Genomic DNA, 23,892 nt, shown 5'->3' with positions numbered 1-23,892 from the left:
TGTTTTCCTCTAGGATCTCGAAAAGGCCGGCTTCTGCTTGGCCTTGAAGGCGTCGACGCCGGCCTTGAGATCTCCGGTCAGGGCGATGAAGCCGCTGGCCAGCGCTTCGGTGGCGGCGGCACTTTCCTCGCCTTCGGCGACCGCGATCATCAGCTTGGCGGCTTCGGTCGCCAGCGGGCCGCGCTCGGCGATCTTTTCCGCCCACGCCCTTGTTTCGTCGTATGCCTTGCCAGTCGCGACCACCCGGTCGACGATGCCCAGAGCGAGTGCCTCGGGGGCGAGAAAGATCTCGCCGCCGAGCGCCATGCGGCGCACCGTCTGCGCGCCGAAGCGGCGCACGGCGCGCTGCGTGCCTGACCAGCCGGGTACGACACCGATCGAGGTTTCGGGGAAGCCCAGTTTCACCTGTGTTTCCGCCACGCGAAAATCACAAGCCACAGCCAGCTCCAGCCCGCCGCCCAGTGCATGGCCCGACAAAACGGCGATGGTCGGCTGCCTGAGCCGCGCCAGCCGGTCGAAGACGCGGTGGCCGTAGCGTACCCATTGCACCTGGAAATCGGCGGCACTCATCCGCGCCCACGCTTCAACATCGCCACCGGCGCAAAATCCCTTGCCCTCGCCGCGCAGCAGCACGACGCGGACGCCCTCGGCCATCTCGGCCGCGTCGAGCGCCGTCTCCAGCGCGCGCAGCATCGGAATGTCCAGCGCGTTGAATTTCTCCGGCCGGCGCAGCGTGACGACGCCGATGGCGCCGTCGGTTTCAAAGGTGACGAGGTGCTCAGCCATGCGCGCCTCCAAGCGAGGCGCCGCCATTCAGCGACAGGCCTATCGGTTGCTCCTGATAGAGGGCTGCCGGTGTCGTCTTGAGGTCCTTGGCAATGCCCAACGGAATTTCCGACTGCGCCAGCACATCGCGCTGCAGATCGATGCCGGGTGCGAGTTCTGTGACGACCAGGCCCTCCGGCGTCAGCTTCATCACGCAGCGCTCGGTGACATAGGTGATGTCCTGTCCCTGCGCGACCGCGCGTTTGCCTGAAAACGAGATGTGCTCGACTTCGTTGACCACCTTCTTGACCTTGCCCTCCGCCTCGATGCGGATGCCGCCATCGGCCAGAGACAGCTTGGCGCCGGCATTGAACAAGCCGGAGAAGACGATCTTCTTCGCCCGTGCGGTGATGTCGACAAAGCCGCCGGCGCCAGCCGTGACATGCGGGCGCGCCGAAAGCTTCGAGACATTGACCGAGCCATGGCGATCGATCTGCAGGAAGGACAGCAGCGAGGCGTCGAAGCCGCCGGCCTGGAAATAGATGAACTGGTGCGGCGAGGGCATGAAGGCGTCGGCGTTCGACGAACAGCCGAATTTGAAGTCGAGCAGCGGCACGCCGCCGACCGCGCCCTGTTCGATCACCCAGGTAATCTTGCCGTGCTGTCCTTCCTCGAGAAGGATGCGCGGCACATTGGCGGAAATGCCGAAGCCGATGTTGACGGCCATGCCGTCGCGCAACTCCATGGCGACGCGGCGCGCGATCACTTTCTGGACGTTCATCTCCGGCGTGCGGAAGCTCGACAGCGGCCGGAAGATTTCTCCGGAGATCGCCGGGTCATAGGGTGTCAGCGTCGTCTGCAACTGGTCGGGCGCGACGACGATATGGTCGACCAGGACGCCCGGCACGCGCACATCATGCGGTTTCAGCGTGCCGTTCTCGACGACGCGCTTGACCTGCGCGATAACGATGCCGCCATTGTTGCGGGCGGCGAGTGCCTGTTCGAGGCCGCCGAGATAGGCACCCTCATGCTCATAGGTGAGGTTGCCGCGCTCGTCGGCCGACGTGGCGCGGATGATCGAGACCTGCGGCACGATGGAGCGGAAATAGAGCCATTCCTCGCCGTCGAACTGCTGCACCGAAACGATCGGCTCGCTGGCGGCGGCGTTCATGGCGCAGCCCTGGTGGCGCGGGTCGGCGAAGGTGTCGAGGCCGACCTTGGTCAGCACGCCCGGCCGCTTGGCGGCCGCTTCGCGGTGCATGTCGAACAGGATGCCGGACGGCACGTTGTAGGCGGCGACCGAATTGTCGCCGATCATCTTCCAGATCTGCGGCGGTTCGGAAGAGGAGGGGCCGGACGGGTAGGAGCCGCACAAAGTACGCTTCAGCAGGCCGGGCTTGGCCAGATGGTCGATGCCTTTGATGCCGTACATGTCCCCGGCTGCGATCGGGTGCAGCGTCGTGATGTTCTTCGGATGGCCTTCCCCGTCGAAGCGTTCGCCGATCGCGGCAAGCACGGCGTCGGGGCAGCCGAGGCCGCTCGACGACGACACGGATACGACCATGCCGTCCTTGATCAGGCCCGCTGCCTGCGCTGCCGAAACGACCTTGCTCAATTCGTGCTCCCCGAACCGGCCGTCCTGTTTCGGGTGCGGCGATCCGGGCCACAGCTTTCCCTGACGACCAGATTGACCGCGCCGATATGGTCTTCGGCGCGTGTGGTGCGCGACTGGATCATTTTCAGCATGACATGGGCGGCGCGTTCGCCGAGGCCGGCCGAATCCACCGCGACGCTGGTCAGAGCCGGCATGTAATGTTCGGCCTCGGCCACATCGTCGAAACCGACGATGGCGAAATCAGTTCCCGGCTCAAGCCCGCGCTTGCGCAGCGCCAGCATGGCGCCAAAGGCGACAGCGTCGTTGAAGCAGAGCGCCGCGGTCGGCGGTTCAGCCATAGCGAGAGCGGTTTCGAGGCACGCGATACCGCCTCTGCGGCTGGTTTCTCCCTCGACGACCAGTGCGTCGCGGTCGGAGATGCCCTGCGTCTCGCAGGCTTCGCGAAATCCGCCAAGCCGATCGTGATAGACCACCAGGTCGGACGAACCGCCGAAGAAGACCAGCCTGCGATGTCCCTTGCCGATCAGATGGGCGGTGGCGAGATAGGCGCCGCGATGATTGTCGGGCGCGATAACCGGAATACGGCTCTCGGGAAGCCGGCGCATGGCGAAGACCACCGGCAGACCTGCCGTCTCGATCCGCCTGAAGGCGCCCGGCGTCGTGCCGCGAGCCGGCGACACGATGAGGCCGGCGACGCCTTGCTCCATCAACGACTTCAGCACTTCTTCCTGGCGTACCGGATTTTCCGCCGTGTTGGCGATGAACGGCACGATGCCCGCCGACTGGAAGACCCGCTCCATGCCAACCGCCAGCTCTGCGAAGAAAGGATTGGTGAGATCGTTGATGACCATGCCGATGACATTGGAGTGCGCCTTGCGCAGATTGGCGGCGCCGCGGTTGTAGACGTAACCGACATCCTCGATCGCCTTGCGCACCTTGCTCGCTGTTTCGGGCCGGATCAGCCCGCTGCCCTGGAGCACGAGCGATACCGTCGATTTGGACACGCCTGCTTCGCGGGCGATGTCGAATATTGTCGCCTTGGCCCGGTTGGCCATCCAGATGCATCCTCCCCGAGTGCAGGCCCAAAGTTATTGGAACGTTCTAATCTCTGCTCCGCTCGTAAGTCAATCGGGATTTTTCCCGCGCCTCGAACGCCGATTGTGCGTACTCAAATGGCTTGCCCCACAAGGATTTGTGTTGCAATGCAGCATTCTTCCTGCCGTGGAGCCGGAATCTTAAAGGTTCTTGATTTATTGGAACGTTCCATTTAGTAGCGTTGAGAAGGGAGAGATCGATGGACATTTCCTTGCCTGGTGAGGGTGGCGGCAGCACCCGGTACACGCTGGTTGGCGAGCCCGTGCAGCCTGACATCGGCGCGCGATTTTCGCGTATCGCCTATGCCGCCGCGCACGTCGTTGCCGATCCGCTCGCCATGACCGATCCATGGTCCCGGCCGGTGGTCGACTGGGACAGGACGATGGCGTTCCGTCACCATCTGTGGCGGCTGGGATTCCGCATCGCCGAAGCGATGGACACGTCGCAGCGCGGCATGGGTTTCGACTGGGCAAACGCGCAGGAATTGATTCGCCGTTCGATCGCCGAGGCGCGTACCGTCGATGGCGCCGATCTCGCCTCGGGTGCCGGGACCGACCATCTGGCGCCCGCCGCCGCCAGGACACTGGACGATGTGGTCACCGCCTATGAGCGGCAATTCGCTTTCATCGAAGGCTTGGGCGGCAAGGCGATCATGATGGCCAGCCGGGCACTGGCGGCAGTTGCCAAGGGGCCGGACGACTATGTCAGCGTCTACGACCGCATCCTGTCCCAGGCATCCGGCAAGGTCATCCTGCACTGGCTGGGCGACATGTTCGATCCGGCGCTCAGGGGCTATTGGGGCAGCGAGAATTTCGAGACTGCTCTCGATACAGTTGTTGCCATCATCGAACGCCATATTGGCAAGGTGGAGGGGATAAAAATCTCACTGCTCGATGCCGGCAAGGAGGTCGCGCTGAGGAACCGTCTGCCGGACGGCGTCGTCATGTTCACCGGCGACGATTTCAATTATCCCGAACTGATCGCCGGCGACGAGAAAAGACACTCGCACGCACTGCTCGGTATTTTCGACGCGATTGCGCCGGTCGCCAATGCAGCGCTGGCGAAACTGGGGGAGGGTGACCGCGCCGGCTATGACACATTGATGGCGCCGACCGTGCCGCTATCGCGAAAAATCTTCGAGGCGCCGACCGAGTACTACAAGGCCGGCATCGTCTTCATGGCCTGGCTGAATGGCCATCAGGACCATTTTGCGATGGTCGGCGGCATGCAGTCGGCGCGCGGCATCCGTCACTATGCCGACGTGTTCCGCCTTGCCGACCAGGCAGGATTGCTCGCTGATCCCGATCTGGCGGTGGCCAGAATGAAGAGCCTTTGCACCGTCGCGGGCGTTTGATTTCGGGAAAGTGGTTCTCATCATCGACGTGACAGGCCAGGAATGCCGGACGTCCCTAGAGCAATTCCAGGAAAAGTGTGAAACGGTTTTCCGTCCGGAATTGCGTAAAAACAAGGAGTTAGAGCGGGTCGCCGTTTCCGTGAAACGGTGAACTGCTCTAACGTCTTCGCCACAGCCAAAAAGGCGCGATTGCCTCGTCTGGATGAAAAATGGGCTTGGCCGCCCTTCCCAGATCGGCAGGTGGCATCCCTGCGGGATCATGATGCGTCAGGTCGAGAAGCAGCGGCCCAAGCCGATCCGGATCGACAGTTTCGGCCGACATGGTGTGTCGCTTGTTCTCGTGCGCAACAAGCCAGTGCAGCGCCTGGACCAGTCCCAGTCCCTCGGCTGTCTTGTGCTGCCAGAGATTGTCACCAACCGAAGACAGGACACGGGCCAGCGACGTCCAGCCTTGCAAGGTAAACATGGCGTAGTGCCTGGGGCGCGTGCGGGACAGTTCCCTGGGCAAGGAGCCGTCGGCTGCGATCTGGGTCGCCAATCTCTCCCGAGCATAGAGCCTGATCTTGGCCAGGGTGGCGCTGTCGCCAAGAAATGTGGCGATCGATGCCCGCTGCAAATCGTAGTACGTTCCTTGGTTGCTGCTGCTGCAGAAGGCCGTCGCGGCTGCCGGCGCGGTGTCCAGCCATTCACAGTAGGAACCGAGCCAGGCTCTGAACGCCTCGCGATCCTCGTCGCCCAGTACTCCTGTTCGCTCGATCAAGCGTACGGCATCCAGGAAGAAATAGAAATCCTTCAGCTCGATGATGCCGTAGCCGGCCCCTTCATTGTTGTCGTGGCCCGACCGCACCTGCGCATAGCGCAAATGCGGGTTCATTCTTGTCTTGGGATCGACAAACCATGCGCGAATGAGCCTCGCGGCGTGGACGGCGTAATGACGTCCATCAAGCACGGTTGCGGCGAGCGCAAGCACGGTTGTGTCGTCGAAGACGCGCTGTAAGCGTGTGCGATCGTAGGTTTCGCTTCCTGCTGCATACAATGCCGTGCCGGGCACGCGTTCGCCATCGCGCCTGATATAGGGCAGGCCATCGGGTCTGTCGGGGTCGGGCCACCAGTAAGGCGCCGGGCGAAAATAGTCCTGGGGATCCCCGCTGGGGGCTCGGCCAGTCTTGTCGAGCACGCTGAACGGACCGCGGGCGAGTGCCTGACCGGCCGCGGTTTCGAGATAGCGCAGGATGGGTCCGTCCTTTACCGCGTGGGCGAGGGCGTCTTCGTCATAGAAAGCCAGGCGGGAGGTATCAAGCCGAGCGGCGACTGCCTTGGCGTCACATTGATCGACCATATCGACGATCGCCTGGTCGCGGCTGACCAGACGCGCGACGAAGCCGGCCTTGCCGATCTCCAGATGCGAACGTCCTGAATCCAGGCGCGCCACCCAGCCCGCTTTCTGGAGCAGCCCGGCATCCGCTGCCCGGACCGGGCGTGGAAAATCCCAGGCGTCGTCGCGGTAGCGATCCCAGGGGCCGGGAACTGCCAACCGCCACAGCATCTCGATTTTTGGCCGCCTTCCGTAGCCATAGTTTTCGTCGAACAGTTGCGTGGTATCGGCTCGAAATATGATCTGCGGCTCTTCCTCGGCCGGCGGCTGGAAGCTCTGGTCCAGCAGAAGCGCATTGTCGACAATACGCGCCATGGGCACCACAGCGTAGGGAAGGTGCGGGTTTCTCTCGATCGCGGACCGTATCCGCTGGAACGCAGAGCCTGTCAGGTAGCAGTTCCCGTCCCAGGGCATCAGCCATTTTGCCCTGCCGCGGGCAATCGCGAGCGCGGCGTTGCGAGCCCCATTGTTGTTCATCACATAGAGGTTCTTGCTGCGGCGGATGTGCGTTTCGTAACGCGCGGACTTTCCGCTCGCCCGGCCCTTCTCTGAGAATCTGAGGTCGCCGGCAACAAGCTGGTCGACGTCCCAGGATATCTTCCGGTACGCATCGAGTTCGAAGGGGATTGTGTGAAAATTCTGGCGGCGGCTTTCGAGCAGGCCGATGATCCGGGCTTCCTCGTCGGTGTCGACTATCCGATTGACGATCCAGAATTTTTCGCAGGCGTCGAAGACCGGTTCGTTGTCCAGAATGAACAGCACGTTGTCGAATGACTGGCCCTTGCGGTGTCGCGGTTCCAGATCATTGCCGATGATCCGGACGAGCATGAAGCTGTCGGCAATCTGCGAGATCGGCGACGCCGTGTAAGTCTCGCGGGCGGCTTCGATCCGCTTGCCGAGTTCGCGTCGGTATTCAGCGTTCTGCTTTGCGGAAATGAGCGCGTTGCCCAATGTCGACCACGGCGACTGCAATTGCGTGCGCACACGGTTCAGTTCGCGATGTATCTTCGGCCAAGGCGACAGTTTTTCCCTTCTGGACTGTGAACTCATGACGGCACGCAAGGAGACCCGATCACCGCCTCGGGAATGCGCGCAGTTTCGCCAACCATTCCGGCTTCGATCCTGGACCATTTCTGAGTGTGAGGCGACCAAGCCCTGAATTGTCCAACGCGATCAATCATGGAAAACGTCTCTCGCCTGCAATGTTGCGAATGTCCTGTTACGGTTCTGCTGCATCGGTCACGGCAGGTTGCAGGCAACGCCGACAAGACAATGCGATAAATCAAATCCGAAAACCACATAGCATGGCAAATGCCCCGGCATCGGCGATGCGCCTTCACGCGAAGGCAAGCTCGCAAAAAGATTCCGCCGGTGATCGCAATTTTCTTGTGAACCAATTTCTCCCGAGGCGCGACCAAGCGATGTGTCCAAACATGGTCCATCAAGGAGAACGTCTGATGTTTACTGTTTCAAGAAACGTCCTTTTGGCCGCCATCGCCGTTTCGGTGCTGGCCGGCTGCAAGACAACCGCTCCCAGGGAATGCGACAAGCTGAAGCCCGGCGTCACCTACAACGGCAAATGCTGCGGCATCGGCGAGCCTTGCCGTGAAGGCAAGGGCGGCGGCGACAGGCCGGGAAATACGCCTGATCCAGAGCCGCAATGATCTGATTGCCTGTCGCCCGTCCCGGTCAGCACCGGGACGGGCGCACAGCTTTCCGCGACGGCGTTTGCGTCCGGCGTCCGGTCTGTCAGGACCGGGTTGCGAAAACTCGCCGGCGCCGCCCACGACAATGGCGAAACGGCAAATCTCAACGTCAGCTTGTGGCGGCCATTCCCCGCACATCACCCCACGGCCCCAGCCTCGTCCGTCCTGCGTTGTTGAACCCGACAAACCTTTGCTTACTATACGGTTTTTCGGTGCTTGTCGGCTGCCCCCATGCGTGCTTACTTGTGGTTGTTTTCATTCCGGGGATACAATCATGCGTTTTCTACTTGCTGGCGTCGCCATGCTGTCGTTCGCCGCCACCGCGGCTCTGGCTGATCCAGCTTCGGACTTCAAAAGAGCCGATCAGGCGTTGAACCAAACCTTCAAGCAAATCCAGAAGCGGCTTACGGACGATTCCGACGGCAAGGCGCGGTTGGTGAAAGCGCAGAGAGCGTGGATTGCGTTCCGCAACGCCGAATGCACATTTCAATCCAGCGGTGACGATGGTGGCTCCGCGGCGCCGATGGTTGCCGCTGCTTGTCAGGCTGAACTGACCAAGGCTCGCACCAGGCAGTTGAGGGCCTACCTGAACTGCCAGGAGGGTGACCTCTCTTGCCCGGTGCCATCAGAATAATCTGGAGCGACAAAATGCCGAATTTCAAGATGAGATATGTGCTGATCGCGCTTGCGCCGTTGGCGGTTGCTGGTTGCGTCAGCGCTGAGGATCAGCGCGCAATGGATCAGCAACAGTGCGCTTCTTACGGCTACAGGCCTGGAACCAACAGGTTTGCCGACTGCATGATGCAACAGACTTCACAACGTTCAGAAGACGAGCAGCGCTCATTGGATCGCATGGCTGCGCAGGAACAGAGAGACAAGGATCGCAAGGAAGCGCGTCGAAAGAACGACAGCTACATCGACCCAAGGCCGAGTTACGACAAGGACGGCAATCCGAATTTCGACACTCAAGGCAATTACCAAGGGTGTCACGGCGCGGGATGTTTGGTCGACAATCCAGACAATGGCGATGACGATGACCAGTAGGCTGGCTTCGCAAGGGTTGCCCCGATAGTCCGGCCTCGACCCAATCGAGAACCGTTCGCCAAGCTCAAGCACTGCATGCGGCGTTGCGCCAGGTGCAGGCTATAAGTCAACCTATGCGAACTTCTCTACCTCTGGGGAACCAGCCGGGAAATGCCGATGCAAGATCTGCTTGTCTGGTTGGATGGTGGGCGTGACAGGGATTGAACCTGTGACCCCTGCAATGTCAATGCAGTGCTTTGTTTGTTTTCATTGACTAATATACGCGAACAGAGCGTGAACAGAGCAAAAACATCCAGACATATCTGTGCCGTTTCTGTGCCAGCAGTTCGCTTGCTTCCCGTAGGGTTACCCGACCAGCAGATCATTGCAAATAGCCAGCATGTTGCGCTTCCATTAGCTTGAGCGCATATTTCGTCGGCCGGTAACCTACCGAGTACGCTGGTTAGGCGGCGACCCTGGAGGCGAACCATGCCCATGTATCTTTCCCGATTCAGCTATACGCCCGAGACCTGGGCGCGTTTGATCCAAAACCCCGAGGATCGACGTGAGGCGGCCCGTTCTTACATCGAGTCAGTGGGCGGAAAGCTGCACGGTTTCTGGTATGCCTTCGGAGAGCACGATGGCTGGAACCTGTGGGAGGCGCCAGACAACGTGTCGATGGCATCCGTCGTGCTTGCCATCGGTGCGGGGGGAGCGCTCAACTCGTACGAGACCACCGTCCTCCTAAGCGTCGAAGAGACGATGGAAGCCCTTGGGAAGGCGAAGTCGATCCGGTATCGCCCGCCGGCATCGTAGAGGGCGTCCCAGAGTCTCGCAGACCGCAACCCCCGCCGTCTGTCGCCGGTCTCTTCGCCAGATCCAAGGCCATTTAGCTTTGTCCTCGGCGGTCAACCTCTCACGCCTTCTTCGCAAACGCCCAGACCATCAGCGGGTATTCCTCGTCATTGCTCAGATCCCGCCACAGGCCGTAGGCGCGGACGGGGCCGCCGATATGGGCCCTGGCGCAGGCCTTGTTGCCCCAGCCGTGGACCTTGACATTGGCTTCCGCGAAGCCGCCCTCGACCATCAGCTGCTTGAGGCCGGCCGGGGTCCACCTGTTGTAGTCGTGCGGCCTGGCGTGAACGCGAAACAGGAAAGGTGTCGCCACCATCGCCCAGCCGCCGGGCCGGGTCATGGTGTGGATGTTTTGCACTGCCGCGTGAGGCCGCCGCACATGTTCCAGCACCTGGTCGGCGATGACGATCGAATATTGCTCGTCGGTGCGATCCCTGCAGATGTCGAAGGCGGGGAAATCGACCGAGCGGTAATTGGGGCACATTGCCCGCCAATAGCGGTTCCAGCCGGGCGAGATCTCGATCACGTCGGCGGCCTTGCGGTTGCCGGCTTCTAGAAAGAGCGTGAACGCCTCGATCTGGCGGATACGCAGCCAGTTGCGGGAATCATAGCCGATGAGCCGTTTTACGGCGAGTTTGCTTTGGCTTTTCAGGGCGGCAAGGCTTGTCGTCACATCGACCTCCTCCAAAACCCGCCGCGAGGAACAGTCTAGCCCAAAGAAGTGGGCAAAAAATGACATCGGTATGCGCCGCTCCTCGAAGCGGCGCTGACTGAGTTAAGACGGGGCCGGCGATAACCGCTTAGTAATCGCCGTTGTAATAGCGGTCGTCGCAAGGGGCGGTGTAGATGCGGCCGCTGCGGTCCTGATAGCGGCACATCTGTTCGCCACGACGCTGCGGCGTGGTGGAGCTGCCGACAACGGCGCCCAGCAACGCGCCGGCGCCGGCGCCGATGAGCGTGCTTTCGGTGTTGCCGCCAATGGCTTGGCCGACAAGGGCGCCGCCGGCGCCGCCGATCAGCGCGCCGGTTCCGGCCCGCTGCTGGCCTTCGGTCTGCGCGCAGCCTGCCAGTGCTGCGGTCATCAGCACTGCGGCTATCGCTTTGTGAAAGGTCATGGGGTCTCCCTTAAAAGTCTGAAATCCTATCGACCGTCCCGTGCGGTCGCATTGCGGCGGAACGGGGGCACGCGCTCTCACGAAGTGAGTCAGCGTTTACCGACAGTTGAAAGGTCTAACCAGAAAAGCCAGGCATTCGACATAAACTGGAGAGGTATTTTGAACCAAACCTCAGGCCGATGATCGTTAGCATGTCCGATCGGCAGGGGCGCAAGCAAGCGATGGACGAGGTTGTACCGACCCAAAAAGCTCCTTCAGGTAGGCGCGCAGTGCGTGCGGCCCAATATCTGCGCATGTCGACGGAAAACCAGACCTATTCTATCGACAACCAAAGGGATGCCATACGCGACTACGCGGATATCATGGGCTACGACATCGTCGCCACCTACAAGGACGCTGGTCGCAGTGGTCTCAACCTCGGAGGCCGTCCCGGCCTTCAGCAGTTGCTAGCCGATGTCGAGAGCGGGAGAGCCGGTTTCGAAACGGTTGTGGTTTACGATGTCAGCCGCTGGGGACGGTTCCAGAATATCGATGAGAGCGCCGTGTATGAGTACCGATGCCAGATGGCTGGCGTGCGAATCGAATTTTGCGCAGAGCAGTTCGCCAACGATGGCAGCATCGGATCAGACGTGCTGAAGGCGATAAAGCGCAGCATGGCGGCTGAGCACAGTCGCATGCTCTCGCAAAAGACATTCATCGGCCAGGCAAGGCTGGTCCGGATGGGGTTCCGCCAGGGTAGTAAGCCGGGCCTCGGCGTAAGACGCCTGCTGGTCGACGATTCGGGACGCCCCAAATTAATCCTTTCAAAGCGCGAACAAAAGAGCATGCACACCGACCGAGTAATCGTAGTGCCTGGGCCGCCAGACGAGATCGCGACGGTACAATGGATTTTCAGCCACTTCGTTAAAACGCACCAGACAGAGCTTGAAATCGCAAGGCTGTTGAACAAACGCGGCGTGATGACTGACCTTGGGCGCCGATGGAAGCGGGAAAGCGTACGCAGCGTCCTGACCAATGAAACGTACATTGGCAACAGTGTCTGGAATCGGCGCTCCACCAAGCTCAAAAGCAAGGCGGTGAACAATCCCCCCGAACAGTGGGTGCGGACGGAAGGTGCATTTGAGCCGATTGTTGACCGCAAGCTATTCAAGCGGGCGCAACTTATCCACAAAACACTCTATTTGCGTATGAACAACGACGAGATGCTGGCAGCGCTGAAGAATGTCCTCGCGCGCCGTGGCGCCTTATCGACCGCGATTATTGACGCTGCACCTGAGTGCCCCGCAGCTAGCCTCTATTTCCATCGCTTCGGAAGCCTTCTGAAACTCTACGAATTCATTGGATATCAGATGCCTCGGAACTGCCAGATCATCGCCGCGAAAAAGCGGCTGAAGACGGTGCGTTTGCAGGCAATAGATGACCTATTGGTGGCGATCGGGAGGACTAGCGGACAGGCAACTTATGACCTGAGAAACGGCATTCTCCGGATCAACGATGAGTTCACTGTTGCTATCGAAATCGCACGTTGCGGCGCTTCCGTATTCGGATATCCCGTCTGGTCTCTGAATATCAAGCACCAGTCACAACCCGACATTTTCGTCCTGATCAGGATGAGTCCGGGTGACCTTGTCATCCGGGACTATCTGATTGCCCCTGTACGTGAAATCGTCGGCATATCGGAGCTGCGCGCTAACAATGGCGCACAACTGGACACCTACCTTTTTCCCACGCTCAGCCCGCTTATCACGCTGGCGGAGCGAACAGGTGCAGAGAACGTAGTGTGAGTCCGAAGCACCCTATGACCAGCGAGGCCGCTTACAATGCTTTGCAAAACAGCGACCAGAGACACGCCCGTAGTATTGCTGCCGATCAACCAGGGTCAAGGGAGAAGCTATTCGCTCCCAAGCTCATAGCAACCTATGAAGCGGAGTGCGCACGCAAGCGCAATTTCATAAGAGAAACTATGGAAACAGAACAGCGCTTGAGTAGCCTGGTCGAAGCGCTTCGTCTGATAATGAGTGACAAAAGGTTTCACTCATTGCTGGTGTCCGAGGGGCTTGCTACCATACCAAAACTCTTGGCCAAGAGGTTGCAAGGCGCGAAGTACGAACCGGGTGCAGCAGCGCATGCCAGCAAGCCCTTTCCTGGCAAGAATGCAGGCCGTCATTCTGTCAGCGGGATTTGCCCGGACGTCCTCGATTTCCTCCAAGACTACCCTGTGAAGGTGAAAATCTTCGGCTTGCTGCGGCATGTGATTCCCGCCAGGCAATTGGAAATTGCCCGACTGATGGTTGCTATGGAGCGGGTCACGTTCACGTACGCAAAGATCCTTGTCGCTTTTACGCCGCGCCCGCTGCTGGCCGAGGGTTTCGATCCGGCGATGATCGCCAACGTGTCTGAAGACCAACTGGGCGCGATGACGCCTGAACTTGGCGAGCTAAGCAGTGCGTTTTTGAGCGCCGTGGAGCGACGTGGCTCCGTGAGCCTAGAACTGCTGGCAGCCGGCCGCTTTTTTGACCGGCTGATGGATAATTCAAGGGTCGTGCGATATCTGGCCCACACTTTTCCCGGCAATTTTGAAGAGTTTCACGAGTTGTCGTGTGGCCATGCATTTTAATAATTCCTCTAGTTTCGCGGCAGGCTGTGGACCTCGAGCCGAACCGGCCCGCCGCGATCGCAGCTCGTGCAGAAAAGCGCCCGCTCGACCGAGCTGAACAAGGCATCCCTACCGTATCGCCTGATCAGCCCTTCTGGCTTTACCGTCGCGTGATGCGAGCATTTTGTGCACCACGCCCGCAGCGAGTGCCATGAGCGCAAGTCACCAAGTGCGACATCCAGCCCGGCATGAATGCTGCCGTCGATAATCGTCTGGGGCGGGATCTTGACCTCACCCGGCGTAATGATCTTCTCCATGACGTGGCGGCTGTTGTAGTGGATCAGCAGCATGCCTGGGCGGCGACGGATCGCGGCCTGCCATGCCGCCTGGCTGACCATGGCATCTGGTGATCGGGATATTGTTTCGAGGTGCGTCTTCTCCTCGCTATCCCAAACCTCGATCCGGAAATTGTCCTCAGCCGTGTCCCCCATCTATGGACGTGCCTTGTGCCAGCCGCGAGAAAAGCCGGCCGAGACAGCCGCGCGCGACAACGCCAGTTCGCGCTCAATCTCCAAATTCCTTGCTAGTACCTTTAGCAAGGCGACCACAGCGTCACCACCCGCCGCCTCAATTGCATGTTGAGCAGCGAGTTCCAATTCCGACATAGCTTCGCCCGCCGGCGCGCTTTGGCGCTTTCCCATAGCTTTCCTTGCACAGATGCATTCAGGAATAAGGAACATATTCCTGTCAGGTCAAGAGGGATTGACTCTCAGGTTCTCATTTTGTTCACTCACGACGGGAAAGCCACAGGAGGCGAATTATGAAGCTTCGGCTGGAAATCAAAGGTGCTTCACCGGAAGAGAGACAGCGCGGCATCGAGGCGGCCGAGGCCGTGTTCGCTGCGGCCGGCATCTCGGCCCAGCAAGCTGCAGGTGGATTGTTTGCCTTGGAAGGCTGGGACGACGCCAGCTTCGCTGCCGATGAAGAGCCCACAGCGGAAGAGGACGATTCCGCAAGTGTTTGGATGGCGGCCAACAAGGCCGCTATCGCTGCATGCTGCGCCAATTGGCCTCCTGATGCTGTGCCGGACAACTATCTCCTGCTTGAACTGGTCGATTGAACATGTGCGGCCGCTTCACCAGATACCTCACTTGGACCGAGATCCACCGGCTCTATCGACTGACGGCGCCGGCGGAGACCGGCCGCAATGACGCCCCTCGCTACAACATCGCGCCGACCGAGGAAGTCCCGTTCGTCACTGCCGGCGAAGAAGGCAATCACAAGCTCCGTGAGGGTCGCTGGTGGCTCGTACCGTTCTGGGCGAAAGAGATGCCCAAGGCGGCAATGTTCAACGCCAGGATCGAAGGCGTCGACACAGCCCCAGCATTCCGTGATGCGTTCAAGTCGAAGCGCTGTCTGATCCCCGCTGACGGGTTCTACGAATGGACCATTTCGCCGGCCGACGGCAAGAAGGACCCTTGGCATATCTATCTGCCCGGACACGCGCCGTTCTCGTTTGCCGGCCTGTGGGCCTACAACTCCAACCTAGACATCACCAGTTGCACCATCATCACCGAGCCCGCCGCCGACCCGATGAAGAACCTGCACGATCGGCAGCCGGTCATCCTCGACCATGCCTACTATGATGCGTGGCTGGACCCGGCTACGCCCAAGGACTACCTGAAAGACATTCTCAGCCACGACATCGACGGCCAATTGCAGTTCAATCGCGTCGGCCGCGGCGTCAACGCGACACTGATCAACAAGCAGCCCAATGACCATCCCGCCTTGGTCGGGCCGATCAATCCGCTATGAGCGACGAACCCACCAGGCTTGCCGAAGCCATCGTGGCCGCACCGCGCGAACGCCAGCGCATTGAGAACCACACCTGCGAGCACCTTGGATGCGGCCTGCGCGCGCCGTTCGGCTTCGCGCGACCGAAGGGGCCGTCACATTGGTTCTGTCGCGGGCACCGGGCCGACGGCGATCAGTATCTCTTGGGAGGGAGGCACCAATGATCCGCTCGACCTTCGCCGATGAATTGCAGCAGGCGTCCGATCGCATCGCAGACGTTCCCCGCGCTGATCTTCAAAACATGCTGCGACGCGCCGCGCTGATAATCCGAAACACCGGCGGCATCGATCTCGATCCTGGCGTTCAGGATACTCTCTCTGACATCGCAGTAGACATGCGGCTGGCGAAATCGGATCTGATCAAGACCATCATTGGCGATTGGCTCATTGCCAATGCCTATCTCCCGGTGCCTCGTCTGTTCGATGATGAAAGCGAGACCGAGGGCTCGGCCTAATTCCCTGCATCCTTGAGAGTTGACTACAGGGATGGCCGGCACGGATTACGAATTTGGGGACAGGACCGCGCCGGCCAGGCCGGGCACAAGGGGTGGGCCTAATGACCAGCCCTGTCACGCTACCGGCACGATAGGAATCCAGCAATTAAGCCTGATGGTCTAGGACGCGAATGCGCGCCGGTTCTCGCGCGCCTGGGGCAACGGGCCGGACTCCTGGCTTTTGCCATGGGCTCTATTCCTCCTCCCGGTAATCCAGCAGCTTGGCATGACGAAGCTGCTCCTCGCCTTTCAGGAACTTCACGCGCCCGACAAGACCCGGCTTCAGCCATTCCGCCTTGTCCTTCTTCAAGCCCTTCGGCACCGGGCCGCCGACCTTGCCCTGTACGCGGTCCCACAGGCGCTTGCGTTTGTCGAATTTGAAATTGACGTTGGCGGCGCCGACGTAGCGGCCCCCGTCTGCCATGAGAACTCTTGCCGCCTGCCCCGGATCGCGCTGGACGCCGATGATCTCCATCTCCTTTTCATCGTAGCACTTGATTTTGCGCCAGTTCATCGTCGGGCCGCTGCGATAGAGACTATCCCTGCGTTTCGAGACGATGCCTTCCTGTCCAGTCTGGTCGGCAAGGTAATAAACCGCGTCGCCGGTGCCGGGCATGGCCTCGCTGAACTGTATCCGGCCGCCGGCTTCAATCGTGCCCTCTAGGATGTCACGCCGGTCCTCCAGCGGCATGTTGCGGAGGTCGTGGCCATTCATGTGAAGCAGGTCGAATGCTACAAGATAGTATTCCTGCGAAGGATCGCGGCTGCTGACGGCCGATTGCAGCGCATGGAAATCGGAGCGTCCAGCCTCATCAACCACGATGGCTTCACCCTCAATGATGAAGTCGTCGGCTTCAATCGCGGCGGCCTGGTCGGCAAGAACCTTGTACCGTGCAGTCCAGTCGTACCCTCTCCTGGTCAGCAGGCGAATGCCGTCTTCATCCTTGATGATCTGCGTTCGGTACCCGTCGAACTTGATTTCGTGAATCCACTCCTCACCCTCGGGCGGAGCGTCGACCAGCTCCGGCTGCATGGGCGGGACGAATTTTAAACGCATACCGAACTCACATAATTGCGATTCAAGGCACAAGGCCCCGATCGGTTCCGGGACATTTTAGCTAAGTTGAATGTTTCAATCATAGCCGCGATCGAACTAAGGGTGGATGTTCAAATAGGTACGTGGAACCCGGCGCCACTTTCGCTGTTCTTTCCTCAGGAGGAACAACCATGCCAGACGACACAAGCAAGCGTGATTTTCGCGACCGCGACCGGGTATCGGGCGACGAGGAATATGAGGTCGGCTATTTCGCCAGCAAGTTCCAGCTTACGATTCCTGAAGTGCGGGAACTTATCAGAAGGCACGGGAACGACCGTGAGACGCTGGAGCGTGAGGCAAAGGCACTGGGCAGCCGATGACGAGGTTATCCGACCTTGGACCGGCAAGCAGGACTGCAATAATGGATCGGCGCCACCCGACGGAACATTTTAGCTGTCCTGCATGTTTCGGTGTATGCCGACGATTGACACAGAAGAGTGCAGAGCGGCGTTAACCCTAATCCGGCGGACGATCGAGGATCATTGTCCGCCTGGCGTTCTTCCTAGTGAGGAAGCGGTAAACGGTCTCTATGGGCCGGAGCTCATGCATGAAGCCGCCGCCCTGGCCACAGCCATTGTCAAGACCGTCGACAAGCTGACGTTGAGTTCGGCGAAGATCCCGCTCGCGCCCGGCATTAAAGTTTAGCGCTTCCCAGCGTTGGAAAAATAAGCGCGCCGAGCGGTCAACCTGAAATCCAAGATGCCAGTAGCAGGGCGCATAAGGATGAAACCAGAGCAGCGGCTGCGAGAAGCACCCCTGGGCTCTGCCATCCCGGCGGCGGCTGGTGTGCCAGCCTGTTGGGCGGCTCATTATCATTCATGGGCGGCAGCAATTAAGCTCCTGGCGCTGGCACAGAATTGAAATAAGAGGACCCGCCAACCACCTTGGCGGCTAGCGGGTCCTTTCAGCACAGGAAGGGACGTAGCTGTGCCGATTTCACGACTGAAAGAACTGTCAATTTAGCCAAGCGTTCCTATCAATCCGGGTGTAGGACCATTGCGTTTCTGGGGAGGACTTTGGTCCCATGGCGCTTAGGACCGAAGCCCACAAACGGAACGTTTGGAGCAGAGTTGTGTTTGCATGGCCGGCGCACAGAACGTGCACGTCAATTGCTCACTCAACCGGACAAATGAAGATGATGAACCTTGAAGCCGAGACGTCACAAGCGCTCGTGGCGCGCCTGGCTGATCTCCAGGCAAAAATGCGGGCAGCACGCATAACTGAAGCCGAAATAAAAATCTTCCAAAAGGTTGCGGCCGTCATGGATGACGGTCGCGGCCAGATTGCTGGCGACGACCTTATCGCAGCATCATTCCTAGCCGAACCTGAAGGCAATGAATGGGTAGCTGCTTCGGGTCGCGCCTTGCCTTGAGCAAACGACGACTGTTGGTCCGATTCCGTACAAGCCTTTGTTATTGCAAGTGCGATACCAGAGGATATTAATCGACGTTGCCCATTGCTTTCTAGGGAGTCTGTGATGGATAACGCGGTGCCGAATGGCAAGGTCTCACCTTGCGTCGAAGTGGCTGAAGCCTGCGGCGAATGGTTCGTCCGCACGGTCGAGGAAGACCAGGAAATTACCCGCTCATTCGAACTTGAATCTTTCGCGCTCGCCTTTGCGGAAGGCCAGCGGATACGGCTGGGACTTGCCGAGTTCAAGCGGCTGTAGGAAGGACAGGATGCCTCTCTCTGAGAGCCTGCATTCAGTTGAGATGGAATTCCGATGCTCGAATTGCGGATTGGGCTTCGTAAAGCCTGGGCGCTGGTTTAAGTCTGCCGCTCAACACCGTTGCTCCGGCTGCAACCGTCTCACTTACCTTACCTATCCGAAGAAATTGGCATTGTTCGACCGATACGCCAAGCTTCTGATTACGAGGTCGGGGACGAGGGACGATGACGGGCGACCGCCACCGCCGCTTCAGTAACTTCCGCTCCGCTCTTATTGCTCCCCCTGTGTCGGGACGATCACAGGCGAATGGGACTTGTTGATAAGAAAACCGGCGGTTAGCCAAAAGCCGATAGCCATAAAAAACAAGACCGCAAAGGCGATGAACAAAACTCGCATGCAGCGGAATATACCACGCCGGAAATGAAAAAGCCCGCCAGCCGGACCCGGCGGGCAATTCTGCCGCGAGGCAATAAGCCAGCGAAAACCCGTCTGCCGAACACATAAGCTTCAACCGCCTCGTAGAACGCGCCAGATATCGTTCCAATAATAGGTAAGGGTCGATGCCACGGCGCCGGCGGCGATGCCGGTCACGCCAAGAGCGCCAAGCCCCATCAGCTTCCACCGCGTTACCTCAGCAGTGACCGCCTTCACGCCCGTCATGTCATCATTGAGCTTGCTGACAGCGGTTTCCGTGGCCGCCACGCGGTCGACGAGCTCGTCGGTCTTGGCGTACATCTTCGACCGGCTTGCGGCCGCGCGCTGTTCGGACTGCTCGTAACTCAGGGCAGCTCGGGAATCGCTGTCCTTGATGTCGCGTCGGATCTCCGTGATATCCCGCTGCATATTCTGCGTGGCTTCCAGGAGCCCGCCAATCATCATTTCCAGGCTCTTGTTCGCCGAAGTTGCCATATCAGGCTCTCCAACCGCAGAGCTTGGCGCCCTTTTCATTGTGCGCCAGTATTGCGGTGGCGAGGCATCCGAGAGCGTCTCAACTTCTGCCCTCGTCAATCGGATGGGATGCTCAATGGCGCAGAATGACCCGCCGACAGTTGTGCAGCCGGCGAGCGTAACGAAGCACATCCAAGCTATCGCTTTGACCATTTGGCCAGCCTCCCTCGATTGTCATCCGGTGCACGGCCGGCAACTGCATCATCGATCTTCTGTCCTTTGGTGCGCGCCGCGGCGTCGGCTGCGTCCTGCTTCGCCTGGTTCTTCGCCTTGCCCATGGCATAGGCTCGCCAGAGCGCGACGAGCCCGGCCACGCCGGCAAGCAGGTATGGCCACAACTGGGCGATGAGAGCAGCGATGAAGGCGGACATCACCCAGCTACTTCCGCTTTGATCTGGCGCACCGCAGAGACGATCTGGGAGCGAAGCAGGAGCAGGACCAGCAGGAACACCAGCAGGACAACGCCGCCCGCCAGAACCGCCTGCCAGTCCATTCCAGCGAGCCAGCCGAGGCCGATGGCGCCGGAGCCGAAGAGACCGGTCAGCCAGGACAGGAACCCAGATTTCTCCTTGACCTTCTGTTCGACCTTTTCAGGAACAACAGGTTTGTCGACCGGCACCTTCACCTCAACAGTCACCGGCGGCGGAGTGTCGGGCAATGCCGACTGCTTCAGCGCTTCGGAGCGCACTGACTTCACGCGGTCGGACCAGCCCCGGCCGAAAGTTTTCCATGTCGGAAGACGCTTCAGGAAGCCTAGGCGTTTGTCGCACAACGCGTCGATGACAACGCCGGCCGGTTTGGCCTTTACGGCTGCAATGGTGGCCGGACCGATGCGACCGTCCTGCCTGACGCCCACAACCGCCTGAAGGTGCTTGGCAGCCCGAGCCGGCCCAGAGTTGACCGCAAAATCAAAGACGGCGTAGTCGACGCCGCCGGGAAGCTGGGCACCGGCCGTGGCATCCCAGTAGAACCGGCGATAAACAGTCGCCACTTGGGCATCGCTGATCTTCCTTAGGTCAACTTTGGTGGCGTCGGCCCTCACGTAGCGGCGGAAATTGGCAAGCGTGACGCCTTTCATGGTGGCGCCGCCGGGATCAGCCGGGTTGTCCGACCAGAGGCCTTCAGATTTCAGAACGAGCGCAAGCGCCCGCGCGAAGTTGCGGTCCATGGCTAATACCTTTCCGCCCTGATGGGCAGTTGTTGAGTTTGGCAATGAAGGTTTGGGGGCTGAAAAATCAGCCGGTTGAGCAGATCAGCGGTCTAGCCGCTCGCACTCATCAAGCAGGCCACCAAGTTCGAGGCATAGATCGACGCGGCCGAGGCTGTTGGCGTTGTCATTAATCCCCATGCGGCGGTTGTAGGCCGTGACGGTGTCTTTCAGTTGAGAAACGCGACCGGCCTTATGACCGCTGGAATAGGCTAAACCAGCGATGCAAACACTTGCGGCGATTGCAAGCGCGGCAGTCTTGGGGTTCATTGGCATTTTCGCCCCTCGAATCAACTTGGGAAGAATTGGTCCATGGAAGACAGTTTGACCGAATTGGCAGCCCGGCTCCAGATGAAATGGGAGGCGTGGGCGCCAGCGATTGGCCTTGGTGTAGCCGCCGCCTTAGGTATGGTTTGGACGGTCTATCTGCCGATTGTCGGGTTGCGGCACCTGCTGGGGTATAATTAGACCTATCGTCTATGGCTCAAAATCCCCAGCCCAACCGATGGCCGAACTGACTACCCACAGTCCGGTTGCGTAAGCTTCCAACGCCACGCGTTCGCCCGGATCAAGGATAAGGTATTTTCCGGCCCCGCCTCCCTTGATTGTGTCTGTCCCGTTGGGATCGAGGTTCATGACATGGGTCGAGTGGACATCAGCAAAGTCGATGCGCAAGCCTGGCACCGCAGGCGGCAGCGTATGCGTCCTTGCCGCGCCGGCGCCGTTGTTGTGGCAAAGTGCGTGGTTGTGCAGGCCGGTCAGCGTCGTGTTGACGGTCAGGTTGATCGGAACGCTCGTCGTTCCCTGGAGCCCCGGATTGTCGCCGCCGATGAACCGCGTCACGATGCCGGCGGTGATCGAGGCGCCGGTGCCGTCACCCACCCATTCGGACATGTCGAGGCCATCGACCAGCATTTCATCTATCGTGCCGCCGGTGGTGACACGGAACATGATCCCGGTAGACGTCACATTCTTCAGCGCGAAATCGCGCACGCTGACCTTGCGTAGCCTCTGACCCGCCGCCAGGTTGAAGCGGATACCGTGCGACTGCGTGTTGCCCCTGATGCCGGTGAGGCTAACACTTGCTGGCGTGACGACGTTCGCAACGACGATGGCATCGGTCGAGCAGTTCATCAGCGTGCCAGGGCCGATCGCCAGCAACGTCTGGTAAGGTGCTGCAATCGTCGCCGTTGCGCCGGACGTGCCGCCCGTAACCGTCTCGCCTGCCGTGAAGATGCCTGGGGAACCGCGTACGTATATTCGCCGCGTCACCGTGCTGGCTGTCTTAACGGTCAGCGTGGTGCCGCCAGTTATCGTCTCGGCCGCCTGGAAGGTTCCGCTGACTGGCAGAACACGCAGTACGTTGGCGAAGAAGTCGACCAGTGTTCCGATTGCGCCCGACGTGCCCCCGGTGACCGTCTCGCCAAGCTCATAGTCGAGCGTCGATCCGGTGATGACGATTTCGACATGCTGAAAGCGTAGCGTACCCGTTGACGCCGATGTGCCTCCCGTCACAGTCTCGCCCACCGTGAAGGAGCCGACTTGCGCGCTTAGGGCGAATTGGTATTCGCCGTTAGGTTCGAGCTGCAGCGCGGTATTGTAGCGGTCGATGTACCAGTGGTCGAGGCGGCCGGACTGGATCTGCACGCCGAAGACGTTGCCGGCCGCATTGCCTGACAGCCGGTTGCCGATCGCCTTGACGTTCGACAGCACGATTTCGCTGTTCGCGTCGGTAAGCGCAACACCCTCAAGGCAGTCGTTCACGATGACATTGGTGATGACGCCGCGCGGGTCCCTGGCGCCAGTCATTTCGACCCAGACGCCGGCGGAAGGGCTGTCCAAATGGCCATCCGCAATCACCCCATCTACGAGGATATCGGTCGTGTTGAGGTTGCCGGTATAGGTCAACACCACGCCGTCGCGCTTGCACTTCGTCGAGCGGATGTTGCGCACGATCGGTTTGCGGCATGCCGCGATGTAGACAGTGTCGCCGAACTCGGCGACCGCCGGTGTCACGATATTGTAGCCATCAATGTCCTCGATCGTCGGGCTGTCCACGCAGAGTGCCATGATGCCGGCAAGGCCCAGATTGCGCACCTTGACGCCCCGGATCACTGGCCGCTTGCGGCGTGCTCCGGTTGAAAGGCCGGCCCGGATGCCGATCGAATTCTGATAGCCGACATGAGAGCCGCCATCGATGGTCAGGTCACCGTCGATTTGTACGTCGTCAGCCGCGATATGGATTACGGGATAGTGGGCAGGAACCGTTCCGGATGGCGCGCGCAAAGTAAGTGACGATCCACCGAGACATTCGACGCGCTTTTTCGCAGTCGAGATCACGTGGTTCCCGTCCGTCTGATATGCGCCATCGATCAGGACATGGGGATAGCTGCCGGTCAGCAGAGCGTTGATAGCGGCAGTGGCATTCACACCGGCGCGGGCGCCAAGCATGGATGCGGTAACCGGGCTTGAGGCCAGTGTGTAGCCGGCCAGAGTGCCACCGACCAACGTAATCACGAGGTCGCCGGTAGCGGTTCCGTTCTTGCGGTAGACCGCACCGCTGCCAGGTACCTGGTTGCTGTCGTAAAACGCCGTTCGGATGTAGTTGGGCGCGACAGCAGGCGAGAAGGCTTCGGCCGTTGCCTTGGTCGAAAACTGCGGATCGATCACCGTTGTCATAGCGCCGGTGACAAGATCAATAATCGCTTGTGCGGCCTCTCGGAGATCGCCGACTGCATCGTCGGAAAGGTAGAAGCTAATGGTGATATTGTCGGTCCCAATCCGGGGATTGTCGGTCTGGAATGCGAATACCTTGCTCGCATTTGCCGTACCGCTCTGGACGTGGACCGTGGTTCCTTTCTGCATGGTGCGCGACGACTGCGCATCAGCCGCGCGATACCAATAGCCCTCGCTTGCCGTGTAGATGCCATTGATCCGCGCGTCGGTCTGGTCTTTGACCAACACCCGATCGCCAACCGCCGTCAGAACGCCGTCGATCGTTTTCAAGCCCATGAAGCAAGCCACGCCATTGACCTGCACCGTGGCGAGGTTCGCGGTGGTGGCAAGGCGCACCGGCTCGCGTTCACCAGTCAAAAGTCGAACTGCTGCGGTTGCGGGCTGGCCCAT

At 60.0% G+C, this 23,892-nt stretch carries 26 protein-coding genes; 13 read left to right on the top strand and 13 right to left on the bottom strand.

Annotated features, from left to right (window positions below):
• Nucleotides 1-9 precede the first annotated feature (9 nt).
• The 3 genes from AC0L2U_RS07315 to AC0L2U_RS07305 are packed head-to-tail and all read right to left on the bottom strand — an operon-like array spanning nucleotide 10 to nucleotide 3,435.
• Nucleotides 10-786, bottom strand: coding sequence for an enoyl-CoA hydratase/isomerase family protein (locus AC0L2U_RS07315; RefSeq protein WP_127809380.1), 777 nt, complete (start codon nucleotides 784-786; stop codon nucleotides 10-12).
• The gene (locus AC0L2U_RS07310; RefSeq protein ID WP_473601672.1) at nucleotides 779-2,380 is read right to left on the bottom strand and encodes an acyl CoA:acetate/3-ketoacid CoA transferase; all 1,602 of its coding nucleotides are present in this window, start codon (nucleotides 2,378-2,380) and stop codon (nucleotides 779-781) included. Before AC0L2U_RS07310 ends, AC0L2U_RS07315 begins: the two co-directional genes overlap by 8 nt.
• A complete protein-coding gene (locus tag AC0L2U_RS07305; RefSeq protein ID WP_027037607.1) occupies nucleotides 2,377-3,435 on the bottom strand; it encodes a LacI family DNA-binding transcriptional regulator in 1,059 nt (352 codons plus the stop codon). Before AC0L2U_RS07305 ends, AC0L2U_RS07310 begins: the two co-directional genes overlap by 4 nt.
• 239 nt (nucleotides 3,436-3,674) lie before the next feature.
• On the opposite strand from AC0L2U_RS07305, the gene AC0L2U_RS07300 reads away from it, so the two are divergent.
• Nucleotides 3,675-4,829: a dihydrodipicolinate synthase family protein gene (locus AC0L2U_RS07300; RefSeq protein ID WP_292660239.1), complete on the top strand. Its 1,155-nt coding sequence runs from the start codon at nucleotides 3,675-3,677 to the stop codon at nucleotides 4,827-4,829.
• Nucleotides 4,830-4,986: 157 nt separating this feature from the next.
• Here AC0L2U_RS07300 and AC0L2U_RS07295 read toward each other — a convergent pair whose 3' ends face one another.
• Nucleotides 4,987-7,254, bottom strand: a complete 2,268-nt coding sequence (locus AC0L2U_RS07295; RefSeq protein WP_473601671.1) for an alginate lyase family protein — start codon at nucleotides 7,252-7,254, stop codon at nucleotides 4,987-4,989.
• Between the two features lie 407 nt (nucleotides 7,255-7,661).
• Between AC0L2U_RS07295 and AC0L2U_RS07290 the strand changes: the two genes are divergently transcribed.
• The 4 genes from AC0L2U_RS07290 to AC0L2U_RS07275 all read left to right on the top strand — a co-directional run bounded on the left by AC0L2U_RS07290 (nucleotide 7,662) and on the right by AC0L2U_RS07275 (nucleotide 9,749).
• The gene (locus tag AC0L2U_RS07290) at nucleotides 7,662-7,868 is read left to right on the top strand and encodes a hypothetical protein (RefSeq protein ID WP_127267240.1); all 207 of its coding nucleotides are present in this window, start codon (nucleotides 7,662-7,664) and stop codon (nucleotides 7,866-7,868) included.
• A 343-nt stretch (nucleotides 7,869-8,211) separates the two neighbouring features.
• Nucleotides 8,212-8,544 (top strand): lysozyme inhibitor LprI family protein, encoded by a 333-nt coding sequence (locus AC0L2U_RS07285; protein ID WP_245490817.1) that lies wholly within the window; start codon nucleotides 8,212-8,214, stop codon nucleotides 8,542-8,544.
• A 14-nt stretch (nucleotides 8,545-8,558) separates the two neighbouring features.
• Nucleotides 8,559-8,954: a hypothetical protein gene (locus AC0L2U_RS07280; RefSeq protein WP_292680867.1), complete on the top strand. Its 396-nt coding sequence runs from the start codon at nucleotides 8,559-8,561 to the stop codon at nucleotides 8,952-8,954.
• A 468-nt stretch (nucleotides 8,955-9,422) separates the two neighbouring features.
• Nucleotides 9,423-9,749 carry a GYD domain-containing protein gene (locus AC0L2U_RS07275; protein WP_127383530.1) on the top strand — a complete coding sequence of 109 codons (327 nt, stop codon included), beginning with the start codon at nucleotides 9,423-9,425 and terminating at the stop codon, nucleotides 9,747-9,749.
• A 100-nt stretch (nucleotides 9,750-9,849) separates the two neighbouring features.
• On the opposite strand, the gene AC0L2U_RS07270 is transcribed toward AC0L2U_RS07275, so the two are convergent.
• The gene (locus AC0L2U_RS07270) at nucleotides 9,850-10,461 is read right to left on the bottom strand and encodes a class I SAM-dependent methyltransferase (RefSeq protein WP_473601670.1); all 612 of its coding nucleotides are present in this window, start codon (nucleotides 10,459-10,461) and stop codon (nucleotides 9,850-9,852) included.
• A gap of 127 nt (nucleotides 10,462-10,588) precedes the next feature.
• On the bottom strand, nucleotides 10,589-10,903 hold the full coding sequence (locus AC0L2U_RS07265) for a YMGG-like glycine zipper-containing protein (protein WP_292633214.1): 315 nt from the start codon (nucleotides 10,901-10,903) through the stop codon (nucleotides 10,589-10,591).
• Between the two features lie 191 nt (nucleotides 10,904-11,094).
• On the opposite strand from AC0L2U_RS07265, the gene AC0L2U_RS07260 reads away from it, so the two are divergent.
• Together AC0L2U_RS07260 and AC0L2U_RS07255 are read left to right on the top strand one after the other, a co-directional pair.
• Entirely contained in the window at nucleotides 11,095-12,687 is a 1,593-nt protein-coding gene (locus AC0L2U_RS07260) for a recombinase family protein (protein ID WP_473601669.1), read from the top strand.
• Nucleotides 12,688-12,701: 14 nt separating this feature from the next.
• On the top strand, nucleotides 12,702-13,520 hold the full coding sequence (locus AC0L2U_RS07255; RefSeq protein ID WP_473601668.1) for a plasmid partitioning protein RepB C-terminal domain-containing protein: 819 nt from the start codon (nucleotides 12,702-12,704) through the stop codon (nucleotides 13,518-13,520).
• 8 nt (nucleotides 13,521-13,528) lie between these two features.
• Here the strand turns inward: AC0L2U_RS07255 and AC0L2U_RS07250 are convergent, their stop codons facing one another.
• Nucleotides 13,529-13,990, bottom strand: coding sequence for a hypothetical protein (locus tag AC0L2U_RS07250; protein WP_473601667.1), 462 nt, complete (start codon nucleotides 13,988-13,990; stop codon nucleotides 13,529-13,531).
• 329 nt (nucleotides 13,991-14,319) lie between these two features.
• Between AC0L2U_RS07250 and AC0L2U_RS07245 the strand changes: the two genes are divergently transcribed.
• From AC0L2U_RS07245 to AC0L2U_RS07235, 3 genes are all read left to right on the top strand, one after another.
• Nucleotides 14,320-14,619 carry a hypothetical protein gene (locus AC0L2U_RS07245; protein ID WP_473601666.1) on the top strand — a complete coding sequence of 100 codons (300 nt, stop codon included), beginning with the start codon at nucleotides 14,320-14,322 and terminating at the stop codon, nucleotides 14,617-14,619.
• Between the two features lie 2 nt (nucleotides 14,620-14,621).
• Nucleotides 14,622-15,314, top strand: coding sequence for an SOS response-associated peptidase (locus tag AC0L2U_RS07240; RefSeq protein ID WP_473601701.1), 693 nt, complete (start codon nucleotides 14,622-14,624; stop codon nucleotides 15,312-15,314).
• A 199-nt stretch (nucleotides 15,315-15,513) separates the two neighbouring features.
• Nucleotides 15,514-15,807 (top strand): hypothetical protein, encoded by a 294-nt coding sequence (locus AC0L2U_RS07235; RefSeq protein ID WP_473601665.1) that lies wholly within the window; start codon nucleotides 15,514-15,516, stop codon nucleotides 15,805-15,807.
• Nucleotides 15,808-16,039: 232 nt separating this feature from the next.
• Here the strand turns inward: AC0L2U_RS07235 and AC0L2U_RS07230 are convergent, their stop codons facing one another.
• The gene (locus AC0L2U_RS07230; protein WP_473601664.1) at nucleotides 16,040-16,903 is read right to left on the bottom strand and encodes an ATP-dependent DNA ligase; all 864 of its coding nucleotides are present in this window, start codon (nucleotides 16,901-16,903) and stop codon (nucleotides 16,040-16,042) included.
• Nucleotides 16,904-17,073: 170 nt separating this feature from the next.
• Between AC0L2U_RS07230 and AC0L2U_RS07225 the strand changes: the two genes are divergently transcribed.
• The 3 genes from AC0L2U_RS07225 (at nucleotide 17,074) to AC0L2U_RS07215 (ending at nucleotide 18,611) form a co-directional block, all read left to right on the top strand.
• Nucleotides 17,074-17,262: a DUF3606 domain-containing protein gene (locus AC0L2U_RS07225; protein WP_473601663.1), complete on the top strand. Its 189-nt coding sequence runs from the start codon at nucleotides 17,074-17,076 to the stop codon at nucleotides 17,260-17,262.
• A gap of 815 nt (nucleotides 17,263-18,077) precedes the next feature.
• The gene (locus tag AC0L2U_RS07220; RefSeq protein ID WP_128364094.1) at nucleotides 18,078-18,314 is read left to right on the top strand and encodes a hypothetical protein; all 237 of its coding nucleotides are present in this window, start codon (nucleotides 18,078-18,080) and stop codon (nucleotides 18,312-18,314) included.
• A gap of 105 nt (nucleotides 18,315-18,419) precedes the next feature.
• Nucleotides 18,420-18,611, top strand: a complete 192-nt coding sequence (locus AC0L2U_RS07215; protein WP_127398160.1) for a hypothetical protein — start codon at nucleotides 18,420-18,422, stop codon at nucleotides 18,609-18,611.
• A 507-nt stretch (nucleotides 18,612-19,118) separates the two neighbouring features.
• Here the strand turns inward: AC0L2U_RS07215 and AC0L2U_RS07210 are convergent.
• The 5 genes from AC0L2U_RS07210 to AC0L2U_RS07190 all read right to left on the bottom strand — a co-directional run bounded on the left by AC0L2U_RS07210 (nucleotide 19,119) and on the right by AC0L2U_RS07190 (nucleotide 23,892).
• On the bottom strand, nucleotides 19,119-19,520 hold the full coding sequence (locus AC0L2U_RS07210; protein WP_473601662.1) for a DUF1515 family protein: 402 nt from the start codon (nucleotides 19,518-19,520) through the stop codon (nucleotides 19,119-19,121).
• Nucleotides 19,521-19,696: 176 nt separating this feature from the next.
• On the bottom strand, nucleotides 19,697-19,930 hold the full coding sequence (locus AC0L2U_RS07205) for a hypothetical protein (protein ID WP_473601661.1): 234 nt from the start codon (nucleotides 19,928-19,930) through the stop codon (nucleotides 19,697-19,699).
• Complete coding sequence (locus AC0L2U_RS07200; protein WP_473601659.1) at nucleotides 19,930-20,727, bottom strand: glycoside hydrolase family 108 protein; 798 nt, start codon at nucleotides 20,725-20,727, stop codon at nucleotides 19,930-19,932. Before AC0L2U_RS07200 ends, AC0L2U_RS07205 begins: the two co-directional genes overlap by 1 nt.
• A gap of 84 nt (nucleotides 20,728-20,811) precedes the next feature.
• On the bottom strand, nucleotides 20,812-21,036 hold the full coding sequence (locus AC0L2U_RS07195) for a hypothetical protein (RefSeq protein ID WP_473601658.1): 225 nt from the start codon (nucleotides 21,034-21,036) through the stop codon (nucleotides 20,812-20,814).
• A gap of 207 nt (nucleotides 21,037-21,243) precedes the next feature.
• Nucleotides 21,244-23,892, bottom strand: coding sequence for a right-handed parallel beta-helix repeat-containing protein (locus tag AC0L2U_RS07190; RefSeq protein ID WP_473601657.1), 2,649 nt, complete (start codon nucleotides 23,890-23,892; stop codon nucleotides 21,244-21,246).

Source organism: Mesorhizobium sp. WSM4808 (genome assembly GCF_055811675.1).
This window is presented reverse-complemented; position numbering and strand designations above follow the sequence as displayed.